16 protein-coding genes are annotated in these 16,795 nt (G+C 68.6%); 4 read left to right on the top strand and 12 right to left on the bottom strand.

Features of this window, described 5'->3' with window-relative positions:
* Positions 1–48: 48 nt before the first annotated feature.
* The 3 genes from ACGF7Y_RS27975 to ACGF7Y_RS27965 are packed head-to-tail and all read right to left on the bottom strand — an operon-like array spanning position 49 to position 1,836.
* The gene (locus ACGF7Y_RS27975) at positions 49–450 is read right to left on the bottom strand and encodes a cold-shock protein (RefSeq protein WP_393238906.1); all 402 of its coding nucleotides are present in this window, start codon (positions 448–450) and stop codon (positions 49–51) included.
* A 32-nt stretch (positions 451–482) separates the two neighbouring features.
* A complete protein-coding gene (locus ACGF7Y_RS27970) occupies positions 483–1,583 on the bottom strand; it encodes an SPFH domain-containing protein (protein ID WP_393238633.1) in 1,101 nt (366 codons plus the stop codon).
* A 19-nt stretch (positions 1,584–1,602) separates the two neighbouring features.
* Positions 1,603–1,836: a hypothetical protein gene (locus tag ACGF7Y_RS27965; protein WP_063050972.1), complete on the bottom strand. Its 234-nt coding sequence runs from the start codon at positions 1,834–1,836 to the stop codon at positions 1,603–1,605.
* A gap of 105 nt (positions 1,837–1,941) precedes the next feature.
* Here ACGF7Y_RS27965 and ACGF7Y_RS27960 point away from each other — a divergent pair, with 105 nt between their 5' ends.
* Positions 1,942–4,968 (top strand): tetratricopeptide repeat protein, encoded by a 3,027-nt coding sequence (locus ACGF7Y_RS27960; protein WP_393238630.1) that lies wholly within the window; start codon positions 1,942–1,944, stop codon positions 4,966–4,968.
* A gap of 27 nt (positions 4,969–4,995) precedes the next feature.
* On the opposite strand, the gene ACGF7Y_RS27955 is transcribed toward ACGF7Y_RS27960, so the two are convergent.
* From ACGF7Y_RS27955 to ACGF7Y_RS27935, 5 genes are all read right to left on the bottom strand, one after another.
* A complete protein-coding gene (locus tag ACGF7Y_RS27955; RefSeq protein ID WP_393238627.1) occupies positions 4,996–5,625 on the bottom strand; it encodes a TetR/AcrR family transcriptional regulator in 630 nt (209 codons plus the stop codon).
* Positions 5,626–5,858: 233 nt separating this feature from the next.
* Complete coding sequence (locus tag ACGF7Y_RS27950; RefSeq protein ID WP_393238624.1) at positions 5,859–7,184, bottom strand: pyridoxal-phosphate dependent enzyme; 1,326 nt, start codon at positions 7,182–7,184, stop codon at positions 5,859–5,861.
* Positions 7,184–8,689 (bottom strand): decarboxylase, encoded by a 1,506-nt coding sequence (locus ACGF7Y_RS27945; protein WP_393238621.1) that lies wholly within the window; start codon positions 8,687–8,689, stop codon positions 7,184–7,186. Before ACGF7Y_RS27945 ends, ACGF7Y_RS27950 begins: the two co-directional genes overlap by 1 nt.
* A complete protein-coding gene (locus tag ACGF7Y_RS27940; protein WP_393238620.1) occupies positions 8,686–9,972 on the bottom strand; it encodes a heavy-metal-associated domain-containing protein in 1,287 nt (428 codons plus the stop codon). Before ACGF7Y_RS27940 ends, ACGF7Y_RS27945 begins: the two co-directional genes overlap by 4 nt.
* Positions 9,969–11,225 (bottom strand): aminotransferase class V-fold PLP-dependent enzyme, encoded by a 1,257-nt coding sequence (locus ACGF7Y_RS27935; protein WP_393238617.1) that lies wholly within the window; start codon positions 11,223–11,225, stop codon positions 9,969–9,971. Before ACGF7Y_RS27935 ends, ACGF7Y_RS27940 begins: the two co-directional genes overlap by 4 nt.
* A gap of 136 nt (positions 11,226–11,361) precedes the next feature.
* On the opposite strand from ACGF7Y_RS27935, the gene ACGF7Y_RS27930 reads away from it, so the two are divergent.
* Entirely contained in the window at positions 11,362–11,793 is a 432-nt protein-coding gene (locus tag ACGF7Y_RS27930; protein ID WP_393238615.1) for a pyridoxamine 5'-phosphate oxidase family protein, read from the top strand.
* Here the strand turns inward: ACGF7Y_RS27930 and ACGF7Y_RS27925 are convergent.
* From ACGF7Y_RS27925 to ACGF7Y_RS27910, 4 genes are all read right to left on the bottom strand, one after another.
* Entirely contained in the window at positions 11,790–12,224 is a 435-nt protein-coding gene (locus tag ACGF7Y_RS27925; RefSeq protein WP_393238612.1) for a CBS domain-containing protein, read from the bottom strand. The genes ACGF7Y_RS27930 and ACGF7Y_RS27925 overlap by 4 nt on opposite strands.
* A gap of 102 nt (positions 12,225–12,326) precedes the next feature.
* Positions 12,327–13,589 (bottom strand): PucR family transcriptional regulator, encoded by a 1,263-nt coding sequence (locus ACGF7Y_RS27920; protein ID WP_393238609.1) that lies wholly within the window; start codon positions 13,587–13,589, stop codon positions 12,327–12,329.
* Between the two features lie 239 nt (positions 13,590–13,828).
* A complete protein-coding gene (locus ACGF7Y_RS27915; RefSeq protein WP_040866586.1) occupies positions 13,829–14,068 on the bottom strand; it encodes a hypothetical protein in 240 nt (79 codons plus the stop codon).
* Positions 14,069–14,291: 223 nt separating this feature from the next.
* The gene (locus ACGF7Y_RS27910) at positions 14,292–15,089 is read right to left on the bottom strand and encodes an SAM-dependent methyltransferase (RefSeq protein ID WP_393238605.1); all 798 of its coding nucleotides are present in this window, start codon (positions 15,087–15,089) and stop codon (positions 14,292–14,294) included.
* A 326-nt stretch (positions 15,090–15,415) separates the two neighbouring features.
* Between ACGF7Y_RS27910 and ACGF7Y_RS27905 the strand changes: the two genes are divergently transcribed.
* Both ACGF7Y_RS27905 and ACGF7Y_RS27900 read left to right on the top strand, forming a co-directional pair.
* Positions 15,416–15,637 (top strand): DUF397 domain-containing protein, encoded by a 222-nt coding sequence (locus tag ACGF7Y_RS27905; RefSeq protein WP_393238602.1) that lies wholly within the window; start codon positions 15,416–15,418, stop codon positions 15,635–15,637.
* 90 nt (positions 15,638–15,727) lie between these two features.
* The gene (locus ACGF7Y_RS27900) at positions 15,728–16,615 is read left to right on the top strand and encodes a helix-turn-helix domain-containing protein (protein WP_393238599.1); all 888 of its coding nucleotides are present in this window, start codon (positions 15,728–15,730) and stop codon (positions 16,613–16,615) included.
* Positions 16,616–16,795: the final 180 nt, after the last annotated feature.

The raw sequence follows: 16,795 nt of genomic DNA, 5'->3' as shown, positions 1-16,795 counted from the left end.
GGCTCGATCGTAGGCGTAGGCCCCGACAGTGATCGTGGAGTTCGCCGCTCAGTTCTCCAGCCAGCCCTGCTGGTCGGCGAACGCGGTGAGCCGGTCGCGGATGGTGAGGATCTCGCCCGCGGTGAGCGCGGGGCTCGCGTCCAGGAGCAGTTCGGTGATCAGGCGTTTGTGCTCGGCGACGGTGAGCGGTCCGGCACCCGGCCGGTCCTTTCCCTTGTGCCGCGCCGGGGGTGCGGACGATCCGCCGACCACGTTGAGATTGACCGCCTTGGGTCCGCGGTCGCCTTCGGTCACCTCGAATTCGAACACCCGCCCCTGCCGCAACTCGTCCTCGTCCAAGCCGATGTCGTTGACGTGGACGAACACGTCCGGTCCACCGTCCTCCGGCCGAATGAATCCGAATCCCCGAGAGCTGTCGAACGACACCAATTTCCCGATGGACACCAACACCCGCTCCTCGTCGCCGTCGCTACCGGGCAACTTTAACTCGCGTTTTCGCCGTCGTCGGCGGAAAGCGCCTTTTGCAACGAATGGAAAACGGTCAGTCCTTGACCGACCATTCCGTTCACCAGTTCGCCCACTCCGTCCGGTCCGTTCAGCACGGTGAGATTCGCGTTCGCCAGCCCGTTCGACGCCTGCTTCACGATTTCCGGCAGTTGTTCGATCAACAACTGATCCAGCGCGATCCGGTTGTTCGACGCGGCCGCGGCGGCCTGGATGCGGGTGCGGTCGGCCTCCGCCTCGGCCAGGATGCGCACCCGATCCGCTTCGGCCTGAGCGGGTTTCACGACCTCGGTCTGCAACTGCTGCTCCCGCAACTCGGCCTCTTTGCGCGCCTGCTCGGCCTGGGCGGTGAGCACCTCCTGCAACGCCATCGCCTCGGCCAGCGGGCCCGCCTGCGCGGCCTCGGCGTTGGCCTTGTCGATATCGCGCTGGTATTGCGCGCGCAGGATCGCCGTCTCGCGCTGATATTCCGCCTGCCTGCGCTGGGATTCCTGCTCGGCCTGCGCCGCCGCCTGCGCGGCCTGCGATTGCGCGATCTGCGCGTCGCGCTGCACGGCGGCATTGTGCGGCGCGGCGAGCGCGGCGATATAGCCGAGGTTGCCGTCATCGATGGACTGGATCTGGAAGGAATCGACCCACAGGCCGATATTGCTCATCTCGACTTTCGACGCGACGAGCACTTCGTCGGCCAGTTTCTGGCGTTCCCGGATGATCTCCTCGACCGTCATCGAGCCCACGATCGACCGCAGGTGCCCGGAGAAGATGCGCCCGGTCAGCACCGACATCTCCCGCTCCTGCTCGGAGAGGAACCGCTGTGCGGCGTTCACGATGGACTGGGTGTCGTTGGCGACCTTGAACGCGATCACCGCGCGGACGTCGAGCTGGATCGCCTGCTTGGTGACGCAGCGCTCCTTGATCTCGGATTCGAACATCGCCAGCGACAGGTAGCGGACTTTCCGGAACAGCGGAACCACCCAGGCGCCGCGCCCGATGACCACCTTGAACGGCGCGTTGTCGCGGCTCTTGGCGCCGCTGACCAGCATCGCCTCGTCCGGGTCCGGCACGTGGTAACCCAGCACGTCTGTCTCCCTTACTTTTTCAGGTTTCTCCGGCCGCGTCCGGGGTGAGCGGAATCCAGGGGACGACGTCGACGACGCGCCCCGGATGGACCGCGATGACCAGCACGGCCGCACCGGCCGGGATCGGCTCGGTGGACTGTGCGATGTACAGCTCGGTTCCCCCTCGTATAGCGACCAGGACCTCGCCCAGCGTCCCGGCGCCCCGGATCGGCGATGTGAGCGTACCCGTCAACCCCACCACCGGGTCGATCATCCCAGGATCTCCTTCCGACGATCCGCCCGTCAGCCTACGTCTCGCACAGCACCTTTCGATATCGGCCGGGCGGGACGGTCACGGGGGCGCAGGTATGTTTCTTGCATGGGAGGACGGCTGGCGCTGGTGGTGGGGTCGGAATGCGCGGCGTTGGGGGAATTGGGTTTCACCGAGGAACTCGCCCATGGGCTGTACGGGAGCCTGACCGAAGCGGGAGGTTGGCGGCCCGCGATCGATGTCGACGGCCCGGTGCTGAATCCCACTGCCGCGCAATTGTTCACCGCCGTCGACACGGCCTTCGCGGCGGCGTCGCAGCGGCAGGCCACCCTGCTGCTCGGTTTCATCGGGCACGGCGTGGCGACGACTGCCGAGGACTTCTACCTACTGAGCCACGACTCACCCGGTGAACCCACCTCGCACAACGCCTTCCACCTGACCCAGGAGATCCGCGAGCGGCTCGACCGCGCCGCGCTCGACGGGCTGGTGCTGCTCGTCGACGCGTGCGAGGCAGGTCAGGGCGTGCAGGGCGCCGCGCGCCGGTGGACAGATCTGCTGGCGCAGTCGGGCGGCCGGATGGAGCTGCTGGTCGCTTCGGGCGACGGTCCCGCGTACTCCGGCTGCTTCACCCGCACCATGCTCGCCACCTTCGACCTGGGCCTGCCGCTGCGCGGGGAGAACCTGCTGCCCTCGGACCTGGTCGATCCGATCGCCGGGCAGTGCACCCATCAGCAGCCGCAGCATCTGTCCTTCAGTTCCGGCGCGGTGTCCACGACGCAGGGCGTCGACCCTGGATTGTGGCTGGTGCCGAACACCGCCCGCCACCGCGACGCGGTGAGCGGACGTTCCGCCGCCGGGTTCGTCGACCAGCTGACCCGCCGTCTGCTGTTGACGCCCGATGTGCGCGAGCGTCTCGACGCGATCATCGACGCGGGCAGCCACCGGCTGCGGGCGGTGCTCGGGCCCGCAGGCGTGGGCAAGTCCACGCTGCTGGCCATGCTGATCCGCCCCAGCCTGGTCGACGGACTCGCCGTGACCCCCGACTACATCACCGCCGCGGTGTTCTTGACGGTGAACAGCTCGGTGGAGTCGGTCGCCTCGGAACTGGCCGCGCAACTCGACGCACGACTACCCGGCTTCCGGGAGGCGGCGCGCGCGGCGCGGGCGCACCGGCCCAGGGACGAGTTCGACATCTTCGACATCCTGGTGCGTCGCCCGCTGGCGCGCCTGTCCACCGCGGGCCGGCGGGTCACCCTGGTCTTCGACGGATTGAATCAGCCGCAGGAGGGGACCAGGCGGCTGCTGGTGGCCGCGATCGCCGATCTGACCCGCCGGGAAGAGCTTCGGCACGTCCGGGTGATCGTCGGCATCCGACCCGGCACCGGTGTCGAGGACGATCCGGGGCTGGCGCACATGTACCGGATCGATGTCGCCGAACCGGCGGCCGACGACATCGCCGCCGTGGTGGACTCCGCGCGCGGAACGGCGCCGGTCGGCCCGGTCGACTGGATCGGCTGGATCCAGCGGCTGCTGGCCGAGACCCCGACCGACGCGGCCGGTTCGCGGGTGGTCTCCGGCGGCTGGCTGGTGGCGCGCATCCTGCTGGAGGTGGCCTCGAGATTGACCGACGGCGCGGTCGCGTCCGGGATAGGTCTGGACCGGGTCATCGCGCTGCGGGTGGAGACCGCGCTGCGCGGGGCCGATCCCGCGACCGCGAGTGACACGGCGAATCTGCTCGGGTTGCTGGCCGCGGCGGGAGTCGGGCCCGTGCTGCCGCTGGAGTTGCTGGATTCGGCGCTGTCGTCGCTCGGCGTCGACCTCAGCGCCGCCCGGATCCGCGACATCGCCGTCAATCTCGGCGATTTGATCACCCGCAGTCATCCCGGCACCGTTCGCGAGTCGCTCGGTGTCACCCACAGCGCGTTCCTGCCCGCACTGGAGGCGGAATGCCGTCGTTCCGGTGTGCGCATGGCGGACGCGCATCGCGCCCTCGTCGCGGCGATCCAGGCCGACGACGGTGACCGGGCCGCCGACTACGCGCGGGGCGCGGCCGTACGCCACTGCCTGGCCTACGGTGATTCCGCCTTGGCCATCGACTTTTTGAGGAAGCTGGAGACCGGCAGGTCGGCCGACGATCGCGACCTGTGGGCCGCATGGGCGCCGGACTTCGTCGAGTCGCTGGGACCGGGTCATCCCGACACCTTCACCACACGGGAACGGCGGGCCTTCCACCGCGCCGAGAGCGGCGACTTGGTCGGCGCCATCGGCGATTTCGAACAATTGCTCACCGACCGGTTGCGGGTCTTCGGCCCCGACGACCCGGCCACCTTGGACACCCGCGACAGGCTGGCCAGCTACCGCGCCCGCTGCGGTGACCACTCCGGTGCGGGCGAGGAATTCGAACGACTGCTCACCGACCAGCTGCGCCTGCTCGGCCCCGACCATCCCGAAACCTTGCGCACCAGAAACAATCTGGCGTCCAATCGCGGCGACGTCGGCGATTTCGCCGGGGCCATCGCCCGCTTCGAACAGCTGCGCGCCGACCGCGCCCGCGTGCTCGGCCCCGACCATCCGGACACCTTGCGCACCCGCAACAGCCTGGCGTACTGGCGTGCCGACAGCGGCGACCTCGACGGTGCCCGCGCCGAGTTCGAGCAGCTCGTGGCCGACTATCTGCGCGTCTTCGGCGCCGACCACCCCAACACACTCGGCGCGCGCAACAACCTCGCGGCGTTCCGCGCGCGCAGCGGTGATCTCGCGGGTGCGGGCGCGGAGTTCACCCGCCTGCTCGACGACCGTCTGCGGGTGCTGGGCCCGGACCACCCCGACACGCTGCTCACCCGCGGCAGGCTGGCCGGTTACCGCGCCGACAGCGGTGACCTCGATGGTGCGATCACCGACCTGGAGAAACTGCTCGGCGACCGGTTACGGGTGCTCGGCCCGGATCATCCGGACACCTTCGGCACCCGCAACGAACTCGCGGGCTGCCGCGCCCGCCACGGCGACCTCGACCGCGCGGTCGCGGAACTGGAGGTTCTGCTGGTCGCGGAGTTGCGGGCCCTCGGCCCCAACCACGCCGCCACCATCCGGACCAAGGACACCCTGGCGTATTGGCGGAATCAGTCCGGGGACTGACGGCAGACGCTCGGCCCGCGACGCGGGTCAGGACCGGTAGAGCGAGCGGTACGCCGTGAGCATGGCGAGGCAGTGCTCGATGATCTGCTCCCGGGTGGCGCGCAGCGAGCCGTTCAGCCACGCCGAGAACATGCCCGCGTTTCCGCTGGCCATGCTCACCGCCGCCAGCCTGCGTTTGACCGGGTCGTCGATGTGGCCGAACAGATGGTCCTGCATGACCCGGGTGAAGACCGGCATGACGGCGAAGGTGGTCTGCCCGAGGCCGGTGCTGGAATACGGCTCGACCAGGAACAACCGCGACTTGCGCGGATCGTCGAGCACCTTGTCCACGAGTATCTCCGACAGCGCGCGGTCGCGCGACGGGTCGTCGGTGGCGGCGAAGGCCGTCATGGGCTCCAGGAATTCCTCGGCGACCTGACGGTAGAGCACGTCCAGCAACTCGTCGCGGCTGGCGAAGCTCTCGTAGAAGTAGCGGTCGGTGAGGTTGGCCTTGCGGCACACCGCCCGCATGGTGACGCCGCTCGCTCCGGACTCGCCGATCAAGTCGAGCGCGGCCTCCAGCAGCGCCGCCCGCCGCGTCTCCCTGCGTTCGGTGAGCGTCGTCCCACCCCAGATCCGCGGGCCCCCGTCGTCGTCTGCTTCCTGACCTGTCTGCACGGCCCCACGATAATGCCTGGCGGCGCGCCCCCGCGCCGCGCGCACCGGGCCCGGACTCCGCGGTCTCGCCGAAATGGATCCCACGCCGTCGCCGAGGCGATCGGCGTCCGAAGCGGACGCCCGGCGTCACCTTCCGCCCGACCAGCGGTTCGGCGCCTTCCGCCGCCGCCGGCCCGCGTCCAGCGCACATTCCGCTCGCCTCCGCCCGAGAACGGCCTGCGAACCCGCGGAGATCAGCCTCGTTCCAGCGGAAGCCCCGCATCGCGCCAGGCGACGACGCCACCGGCCAGGCTGGCGGCGTCGTATCCGGCTCGACGGGCTCGCGCGGCGAAACGCACCGACAACTCACCCACGGGGCAGACGAAGACCACGGGCCGCGAGCGCGGGAACGGGATGCCGTGGCCGAACATGTCATCGAGCTGGTCGTCGCGAATGTTCAGCGCGCCGGGCACGTGCCCGATCCGGTAGGCCATGGCGCCACGGCTGTCCACGATGGTCGGGCGGCCGGTCCGGTCGAGCTCGGCGAGCTGCTCGGGCGACAGGCGCGGAACCGCCGCCAGCTCGTCCGCGCTCGGCGCCGTTTCGCGTTCGGCGCGGCCGAACAGTTCCGGCCTGCGCTTCTTGATGTAGGACAGGTACGGCTCGAGCCGATCGCAGACGATGAACACCGCGACGATCGGGTCGTCCGGATCGGTGCCCGAGCGATCGAGCGCGCCGAGCGTGTCCAGCGCGGCGGTGTAGGCCGCGCCGCTGGTCGGCCCGGCCAGGACGCCGTATCCGGTCGCCAGGCGCAGCGTCGCGTCCACGGCGTCGCCCGCCGACACGGTGACGATCCGGTCGTAGAACTCCGGCTGGAACAGCCCGACATCCCACATCTCGGTCTCCGACCGGATGCCGGGAATGAAGTCCGACCGCTCCGAGACAACCGCGACGGTGCGCAATTCGGGATTGTGTTTGCGCAGGTAGGTGGCGGTCCCCCTGGTGGACCCGGTGGTGCCGAGCCCGCCGATCAGATAGTCGATCCTGGTGATGCCATCGGCCGCGAGGTCCTCGTGGATCTCCCGTCCGGTGCCGTGGTGGTGCGCCTCGATGTTCTTCTCGTTGGTGTACTGCGACAGATGCCGGTAAGCGCCGGGATGCTGCGCCATCGTCGCCTCGATCACCGAGTAGACGTCGTTCGGTGTGGTCGGGTCCGGGCACTCGGACAGCCCGGGCAGTTCCACGATCTCGGTCCCGAACAGCTGCAGCAGGTCACGGACCTCGCCGACTTTGATCCGGTTGGTCACCGCGCGCAGGTCGATGCCGTACATCGCGCCGAGGACGCGCAGCGCTTTGGCCGTATTGCCACTGGAGGCCTCGATGAGTGTCCGGCCGCCTTCGCGCAGCTCCGTCAATTCGTCGCGCAACATCGCCCAGGCCACCCGGTCCTTGACCGACCCGAAGGGGTTGTGCGACTCCAGTTTCGCGTAGAGCTCGACACCGGCCAGTCCGTGCACCGCGGGGTCGAGCCGCAGCAGCGGCGTGTCACCGATGAGTTCGGTGATGTGGTCGTATCGCATCAGGGGGCCTCGACCGATCGGACCGGGCCCGCGGCGTGCGTCGCGAGAGGACGCGCCCGCGAAGACTCGACGGGGAAGTCGGGTTCGTAGGCGGTGTCGGGGACGATCCGGAACCCATCGGGCGCCCGGGTGACCGCGAGTTTCGGGGGAAGCGGGTGCATGGAGGCCGTCGCCGCGGACAGGTCCATGTGATAGGCGGCGGTGTTCGGGAACACCACCGTGTCGCCCGGCATGGGGCGGACGGGCAGCCACACCTTGTGGTTGGTGATCAGGTCTCGCTCCAGGCACAACCGTCCGGCGATATAGACGCCGACCGGGTTCGTCGCGCGGTCGGTGCCCGCGGCGACGCCCGCGCGGGGCAGCAGGATCGGGTCGACCATGACCTCCTGGTCGGCGGGCGTCACGGCATCGCGGCTGAGATCGACGTGCACCAGCACGCTGCCGTCGGCGACCTCCTTGACGAACTCGACCGTGGCCAGGGTGATGCCCGCGTGGTCGACCAGCGCCTTGCCCGGCTCGAGCCATATCTCCAGCAGATTGTCGCCCGCCACCTGCGCGACCGTGCGCCCGCCGTGCCGCTCCAGCGGCGCGTCGAGAAGATCGGCGAGCATGCGGTCGGCGGGAACGGTGTTGGCGTATTTGTGGAACACCGGTGTGCCGTGCACGGCGCCACCCGCGACGTGGTAGCCGAAGGTGTTACTGCCCCAGGTCATCGGTTCCCCACGGCCGAGCAGCGACTCACGCAGCGCCAGCACATAGGCGTCGAACCGTTCGGCGTCGGCGGTGAACACCTGCCGGAAGCCGCCGCCGATGTCGAGCACCGAAGGGGCGAACCCGCGATCGTAGGCTCGCTCGATCAGGCGCAGGCAGGCATCGATCGCCCGGACGCGCTCGCCGAGGTCGCCGGAGTCGAGGTGGAAGGCCAACCCGAGGAAGGCGATTCGCCCGCGCTGTGCAGACAGCAGATCGAACGCCTGCTCGATATGCGCGACCGGCATCCCGAACCGGCTCACCTGTCCCGTGCCGATACCGGAAACCCGCAGCAGCACCGGTATTTCCGCATGGTCGGGGGCCAGTTCCGCGATGCGGCCCAGTTCCCACAGGTTGTCCACGTTGATCGTCACTCCGCGGTCGAGGAGCTCGCGCAGGAATGCTTCCCCTTTCGGCCCGGTGACCTCGATGCGCGCCGGACCGAATCCGGCGGCGAGGGCGCCCGACAGCTCGTTCGGTGACGCGACGTCGACGGCGATGCCCGCGCGCTCGGCGGTGCGGACGAACGCGCGAGACTGATTCACCTTGTGCGCGTAGCAGATTCGGTGTCCGGACAGACGTCGCTCCAGCGCTGCGCGCAAACGGAGCAGATTCTCCGAGTAGACCTGCGGGAACACCAGATGCACCGGGGATCCGAAATTCGCCCGCGTTTCCGTCGCGAGGCCAGGGGTGTCGAGAAAGGCGCGGACCATCGGATGCAGCTTCGCGGGCAGCGCAGGCGGCCGAGGCGTCATACGGCGGCTTCCGATGCCTCGCTGACCGATGCCCGCGTGGCGCCGTCGGGGCGTTCCGCGACCGGGTTGTAGCCGCCGTCCCGGATCGCTTCGAAGGCCCGGGCGCGATTGCGCGGGCTGCGGAACTCGGCCACCACGCGTTTGCTGTCCAGATCGATCTCCACCACGCGGATGTCCATCGATTCCAGAACCCCGCCGATCGTGCGGACGCAGTGTTTGCATGTCATGTCCGGCACGTAGAACACCTGGTCCTCGGCGGTGGCGGCACGGTCGGCGGTCGCCTCGTCGAGTTCGGCGCTCACCTCTGCGACCTCGATGCGGCTCGCGATCTCGGTGAACGTCGCGACGAACCGGTCGACCAGCGACGGCAGGATACCGACATGCCCGCTGTCGAGCTGATGCGGCGTGGCCGCCAGGCAGGCCGGATGACTGCCGGCGGGCAGCAGCGCGTACTGCCGGGAGATCAGGTCCAGGTCGTCGTGATACTTGGCGATCGCCTCGGCGACCGTGAGGCCTTCGACCGTGGTGGCGCGCTCCATCACGGCGTGCGCGTCGGCGATGGTGGCGTCCTTCATGGCGCGCAGGGTCGCCACCGTCTCCGCCGAATAGCGAACGGTGCCGTCGGGCTGTGCGACGAGCGTCACGGGGATCATGCCCCGCCGATAGGTCGAGGCCTGCAGCTCCCAGAACCAGCGATTGGCCACCGCGGTGAAGATTCCGGAAGCCCGCAGGCCCTCGGCGAACTCGGCGGCATCGCGGTAAGGGGTCTGGGCGGCCAGCAGCGCGTGCTGGGCCAGTACGCGCCCCGCCGCCTCGATGCCCACCCGGAAGATGTCGCGCGGATCGTGGTCGGTGGTCGTGCCCGCCAGCACGGCGTGTTCGCCCGGCCCGAGCGCCGCGATCCGCGCGGCGAAGGCCGGATCGGCGTCGAGCTGGTGCCACAGCGCCAGGACGGTCTCACGCATCGCGATCGGCACCGAGGGCCCGAGGCCGCCGGCGCGGAAGTGCCCGGTGTTCGGGATGCCGTCGCTGTCGGTCCACGCCATCCGGTGCGTCGCGCTGGTCACCTGATCCGCGCGGCACGGCCGCATGAACCGCTCCAGATACAGCCGCTGGGAATAGGTGAGATGGCTGTCTGGCTCGGGACGCAATGTGGCGCAGGTAAATTCGAATCGCCGCGGCGGGGGAGCGGGCGCGAGCGCGCTGCGCAACCCGGGCTGCGCCAAGTGCGCCAGCACCCTGGACGCGGCCCGCCGGTCGTAGCGGGGGATGTCGTTACTCACGTGACCTCCTCGGCGATGGTTCGCACGCACGCGACGAATCGGTCGATCTCGTCGGGCGTGTTGTAGATGTGCGTGCTGACCCGCACCGAGCCCGCGCCGTCGGTGTCGGCGGGGACGCAGTGCGCGCCGGTGCGCACCAGGAAACCCAGTTCGCTCAGGACGAATCCCGCGTCGGTGGCCGAGATCCCGTCCAGGGTGAAGGAGAGGATGCCGTAGCCGACCTCGCACGAGGCATGCGCCGGACCGGGCAGGAACTCCAGGCCGGGGACCGCTCGCAGCCCGTCGATCAGGCGCAGCGTCAGGGCGCGGTTGTGCGCGGCGATGACATCCATGCCGAACGATTCCAGCACCTCCAGCGCACTGCCCAGGGCGAGGATGCCCGGGATGTCGGGCGTGCCGCCTTCCAGCAGCGCGGGCATCGGCCCCGGCCGCAGACCGCCCGGATCCGTGGCGATGCCGGAATTGCCGCCGGGCAGGAACGGCACGAGCCGGTCGTGCACGCGCCGGTGGCAGTACAGGATCCCGGTGCCCGGCGCCCCGAACATCTTGTGCGCGGCGAAGATCGCGAAATCCGCACCGAGCGCGGCCACGTCGACCGGAAGATGCCCGCCGCTCTGCGAGCAGTCGAAGCACAGCAGGATGGCGGGGTCGATCCGGCCGCGCAATTCCTCCAGGGTGCTGAGACCGCCGAAGACGTGGTGCAGATGCCCGGTCGTGATCAGCCGGGTGCGCGGTGTGATCTTGGCCAGGATGTCGTCGGTGTCCGCCTCCCCGGCGGCGGTCGTCCGGTAGGGGATCGGGTGGATGCGGCGTCCGAACCGGGCGAGCAGTCCGCGAAGGTGCTGCCACGGGTACACGTTCGACGCGTGATCGCCGTCGTTGTAGAGGATTTCGTCGCCGTCGGCGAGCGCCGTGAGGCCCCACGACAGCGCGACGGCGTTGAGTGCGGCGGTGGCTCCCGCCGTGAAGACCACCTCGTCCGGGTGCTCGGCGCCGATGAAGGCGGCGGTGCGTTCCCGGATCCGGGCGATCCGGGCGGTCAGGCCGGTGGCCCAGGGATAGGTGCCGCGGCCGACGTTGGCGGTGCCGTTGCTGTGGTAACGCTGGATGGTCTCGATCACCGGAAGCGGCTTCTGTGTGGTCGCGGCGCTGTCCAGGTAGACCTCGGTGGCGCCGGCGAGCGCCGGGAACAGCGCCCGTGCCGCGACCGGCGGCGTCGCCGGTGGCCGGGGGGTCTCGTCGGTCCGCGTCACCGGTGATCTCGGGGCAGGGGACCGCAACGTGACGCTCCCTTCACCGGTAACTCGGACGTCACCCACGATACGCATTTTCGTTACGGACTTCGAAGCTTTGTCGCCGACAACGGCTTTCGGGACTAGCCTGGGCGATATGCCCCTGAGCCCGCAAGAGCGTCAAGAGTTCCTCGCGCAGCCGCATGTCGCGGCTTTCGCGGTGGCCGCGGGTACCGGTCGTGGCCCGCTGACCGTCCCGATCTGGTACCAATACAGCCCCGGTGACGAGATCTGGATCCTGACCGGCCCGGAGTCGCAGAAGATGCGCTACCTCCGGGAGACCGGCCGCTTCAGTCTGATGGTGCAGCAGGTCGAGCCCACGGTCCGGTATGTGAGTGTGGAAGGCCCGGTCACCCGGACCGTCCCGATGACCGACGAGCAGCACCGCGAGATGGCCGCGCGGTATCTGCCTGCCGAATCGGTCGACGGCTACCTGAAGGCGGCCGAGGCCTTCGGTGAGCAGGTCGCGGTCTACCTGCGGCCGGAGCACTGGCTGTCGGCCGATCTGGGGAACCCCAGCGCGTTCTAATATCTGCCCTGCAGGTACTCGACGAGGTGCTCGCGCTCGGTCGCCAATTCGGAGATCGCGCTCTTGACCACGTCGCCGATGCTGACGATGCCGACCAGCCTGCCCTCGTGTACCACGGGCAGGTGCCGGATGCGATGGTCGGTCATGGTGCGGCGCAGACCGTCGACCCGGTCGTCGGGTGCGCAGGTGCGCACCGCGGAGGTCATGATCGCCGACACCGGTGTGTCCAGCAGCGCCGCGCCCCGCGCGTGCAGACTGCGCACCACGTCGCGTTCGGAGACGATGCCCGCGATCGTGGCGCCGTCGGGCGAGACGACGACCGCGCCGATGTTCCGCTCGGCCAGGGTGGCGAGCAGTGTGCGTACCGTCGTGTCGGGTGCGACCGTGGCCACGTCGCCGCCCTTCCTGCGCAGGATCTCCGAAATTCTCATATTTCACCATCCAGACGTCGGGGCACTACCAGGATCGCAAGTTCACGGCGCGGTGACCAGCACGAATCCGTTACAGGCCACGGTTCGGTCACGGTGGGCAGGTCAGAGCCTGCGCGCGACGCTGCGGTCCAGATCCCGGGCCAGCAGGGCGATCGCCGCCTGGGAGATGCCCGTCGAGGTCGCCAGGTCGACGGAGGTCAGCTGGGCGATGCGGCGTAGGCGATAGTCGACGGTGTTCGGGTGCACGTAGAGCTGGCGGGCGGTGAGCTGCCGGTTCATGTCGTTGCCGAGGTAGGCGCGCATGGTGTCGAACAGTTCGGGGTGGGCGTCCAGCGGGTCGAGGATGGTCGCGATCCGTCGGGTGGCCGGGCCGCTGCGGGTGAGCTGGTATTCCACGGCCAGATCCGACATCTGGTAGAGGCCGGGCGGCCGGACGCCGACGCGCACGAGATTGAGCAGCTCGTGCGCTTGATCGGCCGATTCGGGGATCTGATCGGTGTCGGTCGGCACGACGGTGGCGGTGAGCGGCACCTCGGCGGCAGCGGCCAGCAGCTCGAGCGTCGTGGCGGTGAGGACTGCCTCGTCCTCGTCGCCCAACGGGATGAGCAGTGTCCCTCCCTTGGCGCTGAGCAGGGCGAGCGCGCGGGAGGCGAACACGGTGGCCAGCTCGGACTGCAGCCGCCGCAGCTTGCGGCGCGCGGCCACGTTCCCGTCGACGCGCGGATCACGCTCGTCCGGATGCTCCGGAATCGACAGGGCGACAACCTGATAGGCCTCCGCGATCGGAATGCCGGTCTGCCGTGCCAGAGCCGAGCTGCCGCGACCGCTCAGCAGCGCCGAGGCGAGCGTCTGCGTCGCCGTCTGATGCTCCTTGGCAACCAGGTGCTGTTCGTCGACGTAGGCATCGGACACCGCCGCGGTGATCGCCTCGAGCAGTTCGAGAAGCAGATCGGCGGCGACCAGCACCTCGTCGACGTCGTCGGCCGCGGCAGGCGCGGTGACCAGACCGAAGGCGATGCGCAGTCCCTCGTGATAGGCGCGCAGGATCGTGCTCAGCGGCACGGCCTCCCGCGCCCAACGAGCGGCAGCCGCGCGGACCGGGCCGAGCTGGTGCTCGTCCGGTACGGTACGCCGGTCGAACATCTCGGCAGCGAGGTTCAGGCAGCTGCGGGTGAGTTTCGTGACGTCACCGCGTAATTGCTCGCCGGGCAGGGTGCGGCAGGGAGCCATGACGTTCTCGAAGTATCCGACCATGTGCGAAGCTACGCTGTCGGCGTTCAGCAAGGGCACCGAAGCCGGCTGTCCGCCGATTTCCAGCACCGGGTCGGACGAGTCGGGGGACAGATCCAACGCGGAGTAGGTCATTACGAGTTCGCTCCCAATGCCACGCCGGGCGTGCGAGAAATCGCGCCCGGGTCGATCGATCACTATACGAAAGGGTGGTGTGCACGGGGAGTGATCTGTGAGATCGTCTGGGAGCCGGACGCATTCCGGGATGGCGCTCTTCGACCGCGGCGCGGGATCGCGAAGCGCTACCGGCCGGTCACAGCGTCGGAGCCGGCTTCACCTGCGGCGAGGGCTCTTGCGTGCCTGCCGAGGCAGGGTTACTCGTCGTCCAGCCCCGCTGACAGATAGGCGGCGGCGGCCAGCCACTGCCTGCACTGCGGACCGTGGACTTCGTGGGTGTAGAGAATGTCGCGGGCCTGCCGGTAGGTGAGGCCGCGGGGCTCGACCCCGCAATCGGAGAGGGCGAACTCGGGCGCTGCCGAGTACTGGCGCAATGGTTCGGCACCGGCCCCATCGATGACGGCAACCCGGCGGGGCGTTCGAAATGGCTCGATCATTCGACTACCCCTCGCGTCCCACGTGCGGCGGGGAGGCCGATGTGCCGGTGACGCAAGCTCGAACTCCCTGCGTACCTCCCCGATTTCGAGTTCGAGTCTATGCCTCCGTTACTTACAGATGCAAGTACATCTGCACGATCGGTCGGAGAAAAAAACGGCGGCGGCCGCCGGCGCGAGACCGGCGACCACCGCTGTGCCGCTTACGGTTTGATGTTCAGGGGCCTTACGGCTTGCGGGCGACCGCGCCGTAGGCGGAGATCGGCCGGGTCTCACCGACCTCGGTGTCGCCTGCGCGCCACTGCGTGATGGACACGAAGCCGGGGTCGACGAGTTCCAGACCGTCGAAGACGGCCTTGATCTGAGCCTGCGGACGGGGGACGTAAGGAGTGCCGCCGGTGCCGGTGTAGTTCTCGCACAGGGTGACATACGCTTTGCTGTCGTCGGTGCCGTCCCACATCACCAGGTAGCTGCCCGACGGCACCGCATCCAGCACGGTGTGCACGATGCGCAGCAGATCGTCGTAGGTCTTGGCATGGCCGAGCACGCCCATGAACATCACGGCGACGGGCTCGTTGAAGTTGAGGACGTGCTTGGCGTCGTTGACGATCCGCTCGGGGTCGTGGTAGTCGGCGTCGATGTAGGTGGTGACGCCCTCCGGTGTGGTGGAGGTGAGCAGCGCCCGCGCGTGCGTGAGCACCAGCGGGTCGTTGTCCACGTAGACGATCCGGGACTCGGGCGCGACGGTCTGGGCGACCTCGTGGGTGTTCTGCATGGTGGGCAGGCCGGTTCCGATGTCGAGGAACTGACGGATGCCCATCTCGCCCGCGAGGTAGCGCACCGCGCGGATGAGGAACTGGCGCGATTGCACCGCCATGGTGGTGATGTCCGGATCGACCTCGATGCCGGCGTCGCCTGCGATGCGGTCGATCTCGTAATAATCCTTGCCGCCCATCCAGTAGTTCCAGATCCGCGCGGAGTGGGGGATGTCGGTCCGGATGAGGGGGCTGTGGTCTTCGGGCATGGGGTGGTACTCCTCGGCAATAACGTGTCCGCGACACTGCCGTGCGGGTGGGTGCGTGGGGGCGTCGCGAATGACTGGTGCATCCGATGTGCACTGCGACACTACAAGATTCGAAGTCGTCCAGCGGGGTGGATCGGGGAGCTGATCTCGCTGTTCCCGAGGCGAGGCAACGGCGTTTCACATCGCCGCCCGGATGCCTCCGGTCTGCGAGCGCACGGAGGGCGAACTTCGTGCTATCGTCCGGTGTTGGTGCAAATGCAAGAACGTTTGAACGTGCATCTGCACGAACCGAATCGCCTAACTGCGGTAACCGAGGAGTGGGGAAGATGTCGGATACGTCCACCAACGAGATCATCGGAACTTGGCGTAAGAGTTCCTTCAGTAATCCGAGCGGCAACTGCGTCGAGGTGGCCGAAACGGCCAACGGCCAGGTGGCGGTGCGGAACTCGCGGGACCCGGAGGGCGGGGTCCTCGTCTACACGCGTCCGGAGATCGACGCGTTCGTCCGCGGCGCGAAGGCCGGGGAGTTCGACTATTTGACTAGCTGAGCGGTAACATTAGCGGTCGGTACGGTGTGTTTCGCGACAGGTGGTTGTGACACACTGTGGGCAACCCCCGGAGTATCGGAGACGAACTCGATGATCGCTGAACCCGATGACGATGGTCATGTGCAATCCGTTGTCGCGGAACGTGGTCCGACCGTGCTACGCATCGCACTGGGCGGCCAGCTGCGCAAGCTCCGGGAGAAGAGGAACATCACCCGCGAGGCGGCGGGCGATGCGATCCGCGGATCGCACGCCAAGATCAGTCGTCTCGAGCTCGGCCGTACCGGCTTCAAGGAACGTGACATCCGCGACCTGCTGACCCTGTACGGCGTCCACGATCCCGAGGAGCGCGAGTCGTTCCTCGAATTGGCCAGGCAGGCCAACGAACCCGGTTGGTGGCATCGCTACAGTGACCTGCTGCCGCAGTGGTTCGGTACCTACCTCGGTCTGGAACAGGCCGCGAGCAAGATTCGCACCTACGAGTCGCATCTTGTTCCGGGCCTGCTGCAAACACCCGAATACGCCAGGGCGGTCGTGGCGCTCGGGTACGAGGACGTCGATACGGAGCGGCGGGTCGCGGTACGTCAGCGCAGGCAGGAAATTCTCTTCCGCTCGGATCCTCCGGTGGTCTGGGCGGTGCTCGACGAAGCCGCGCTGGTGCGACCGGTGGGTGGCACGGAGGTGCATCGGGAGCAGATGTTGCATCTGGTCCGGCTGGCGAAGCTGCCGAACGTGACGATCCAGGTACTGCCGTTCACCGCGGGCGAGCACGCCGCGGCGGGCAGCTCCTTCAGTATTCTGCGTTTCGCCGAGCCGGAACTCCCGGACATCGTGTACCTCGAACAGCTGACCAGCGCGCTGTATCTCGAGCGGCGACAAGACCTGGCGCTGTACCTGTCGGTGATGGACCGGCTCAGCGTGCAGGCCGAGCGTCCGGAGAAGTCGATCGAGATCATGGAGAAGTATGCCGACGGGCGCTGAGATCGCGCGATAGCGTCTCGCGGCCGGGAAACCCCCGATACGCCGAACGGCCACCTCCGGAATCGGAGGTGGCCGTTCGGTTGTGCTGTCCAATTGCTAAGCGGCGGTGGCCGCGGAAATGGTGTCTATCCGCGCCCGGCGTCGGCGGCATCGTGGTGGCTACGCGCCTGCGTCGGGCGA

The sequence above is a fragment of the Nocardia sp. NPDC047654 genome (assembly GCF_043205035.1).
In the GTDB taxonomy this organism is placed as follows: Bacteria; Actinomycetota; Actinomycetes; order Mycobacteriales; family Mycobacteriaceae; genus Nocardia.
The sequence above is the reverse complement of the archived record's forward strand: the minus strand, read 5'-3'. Positions and strand labels throughout refer to the sequence as shown.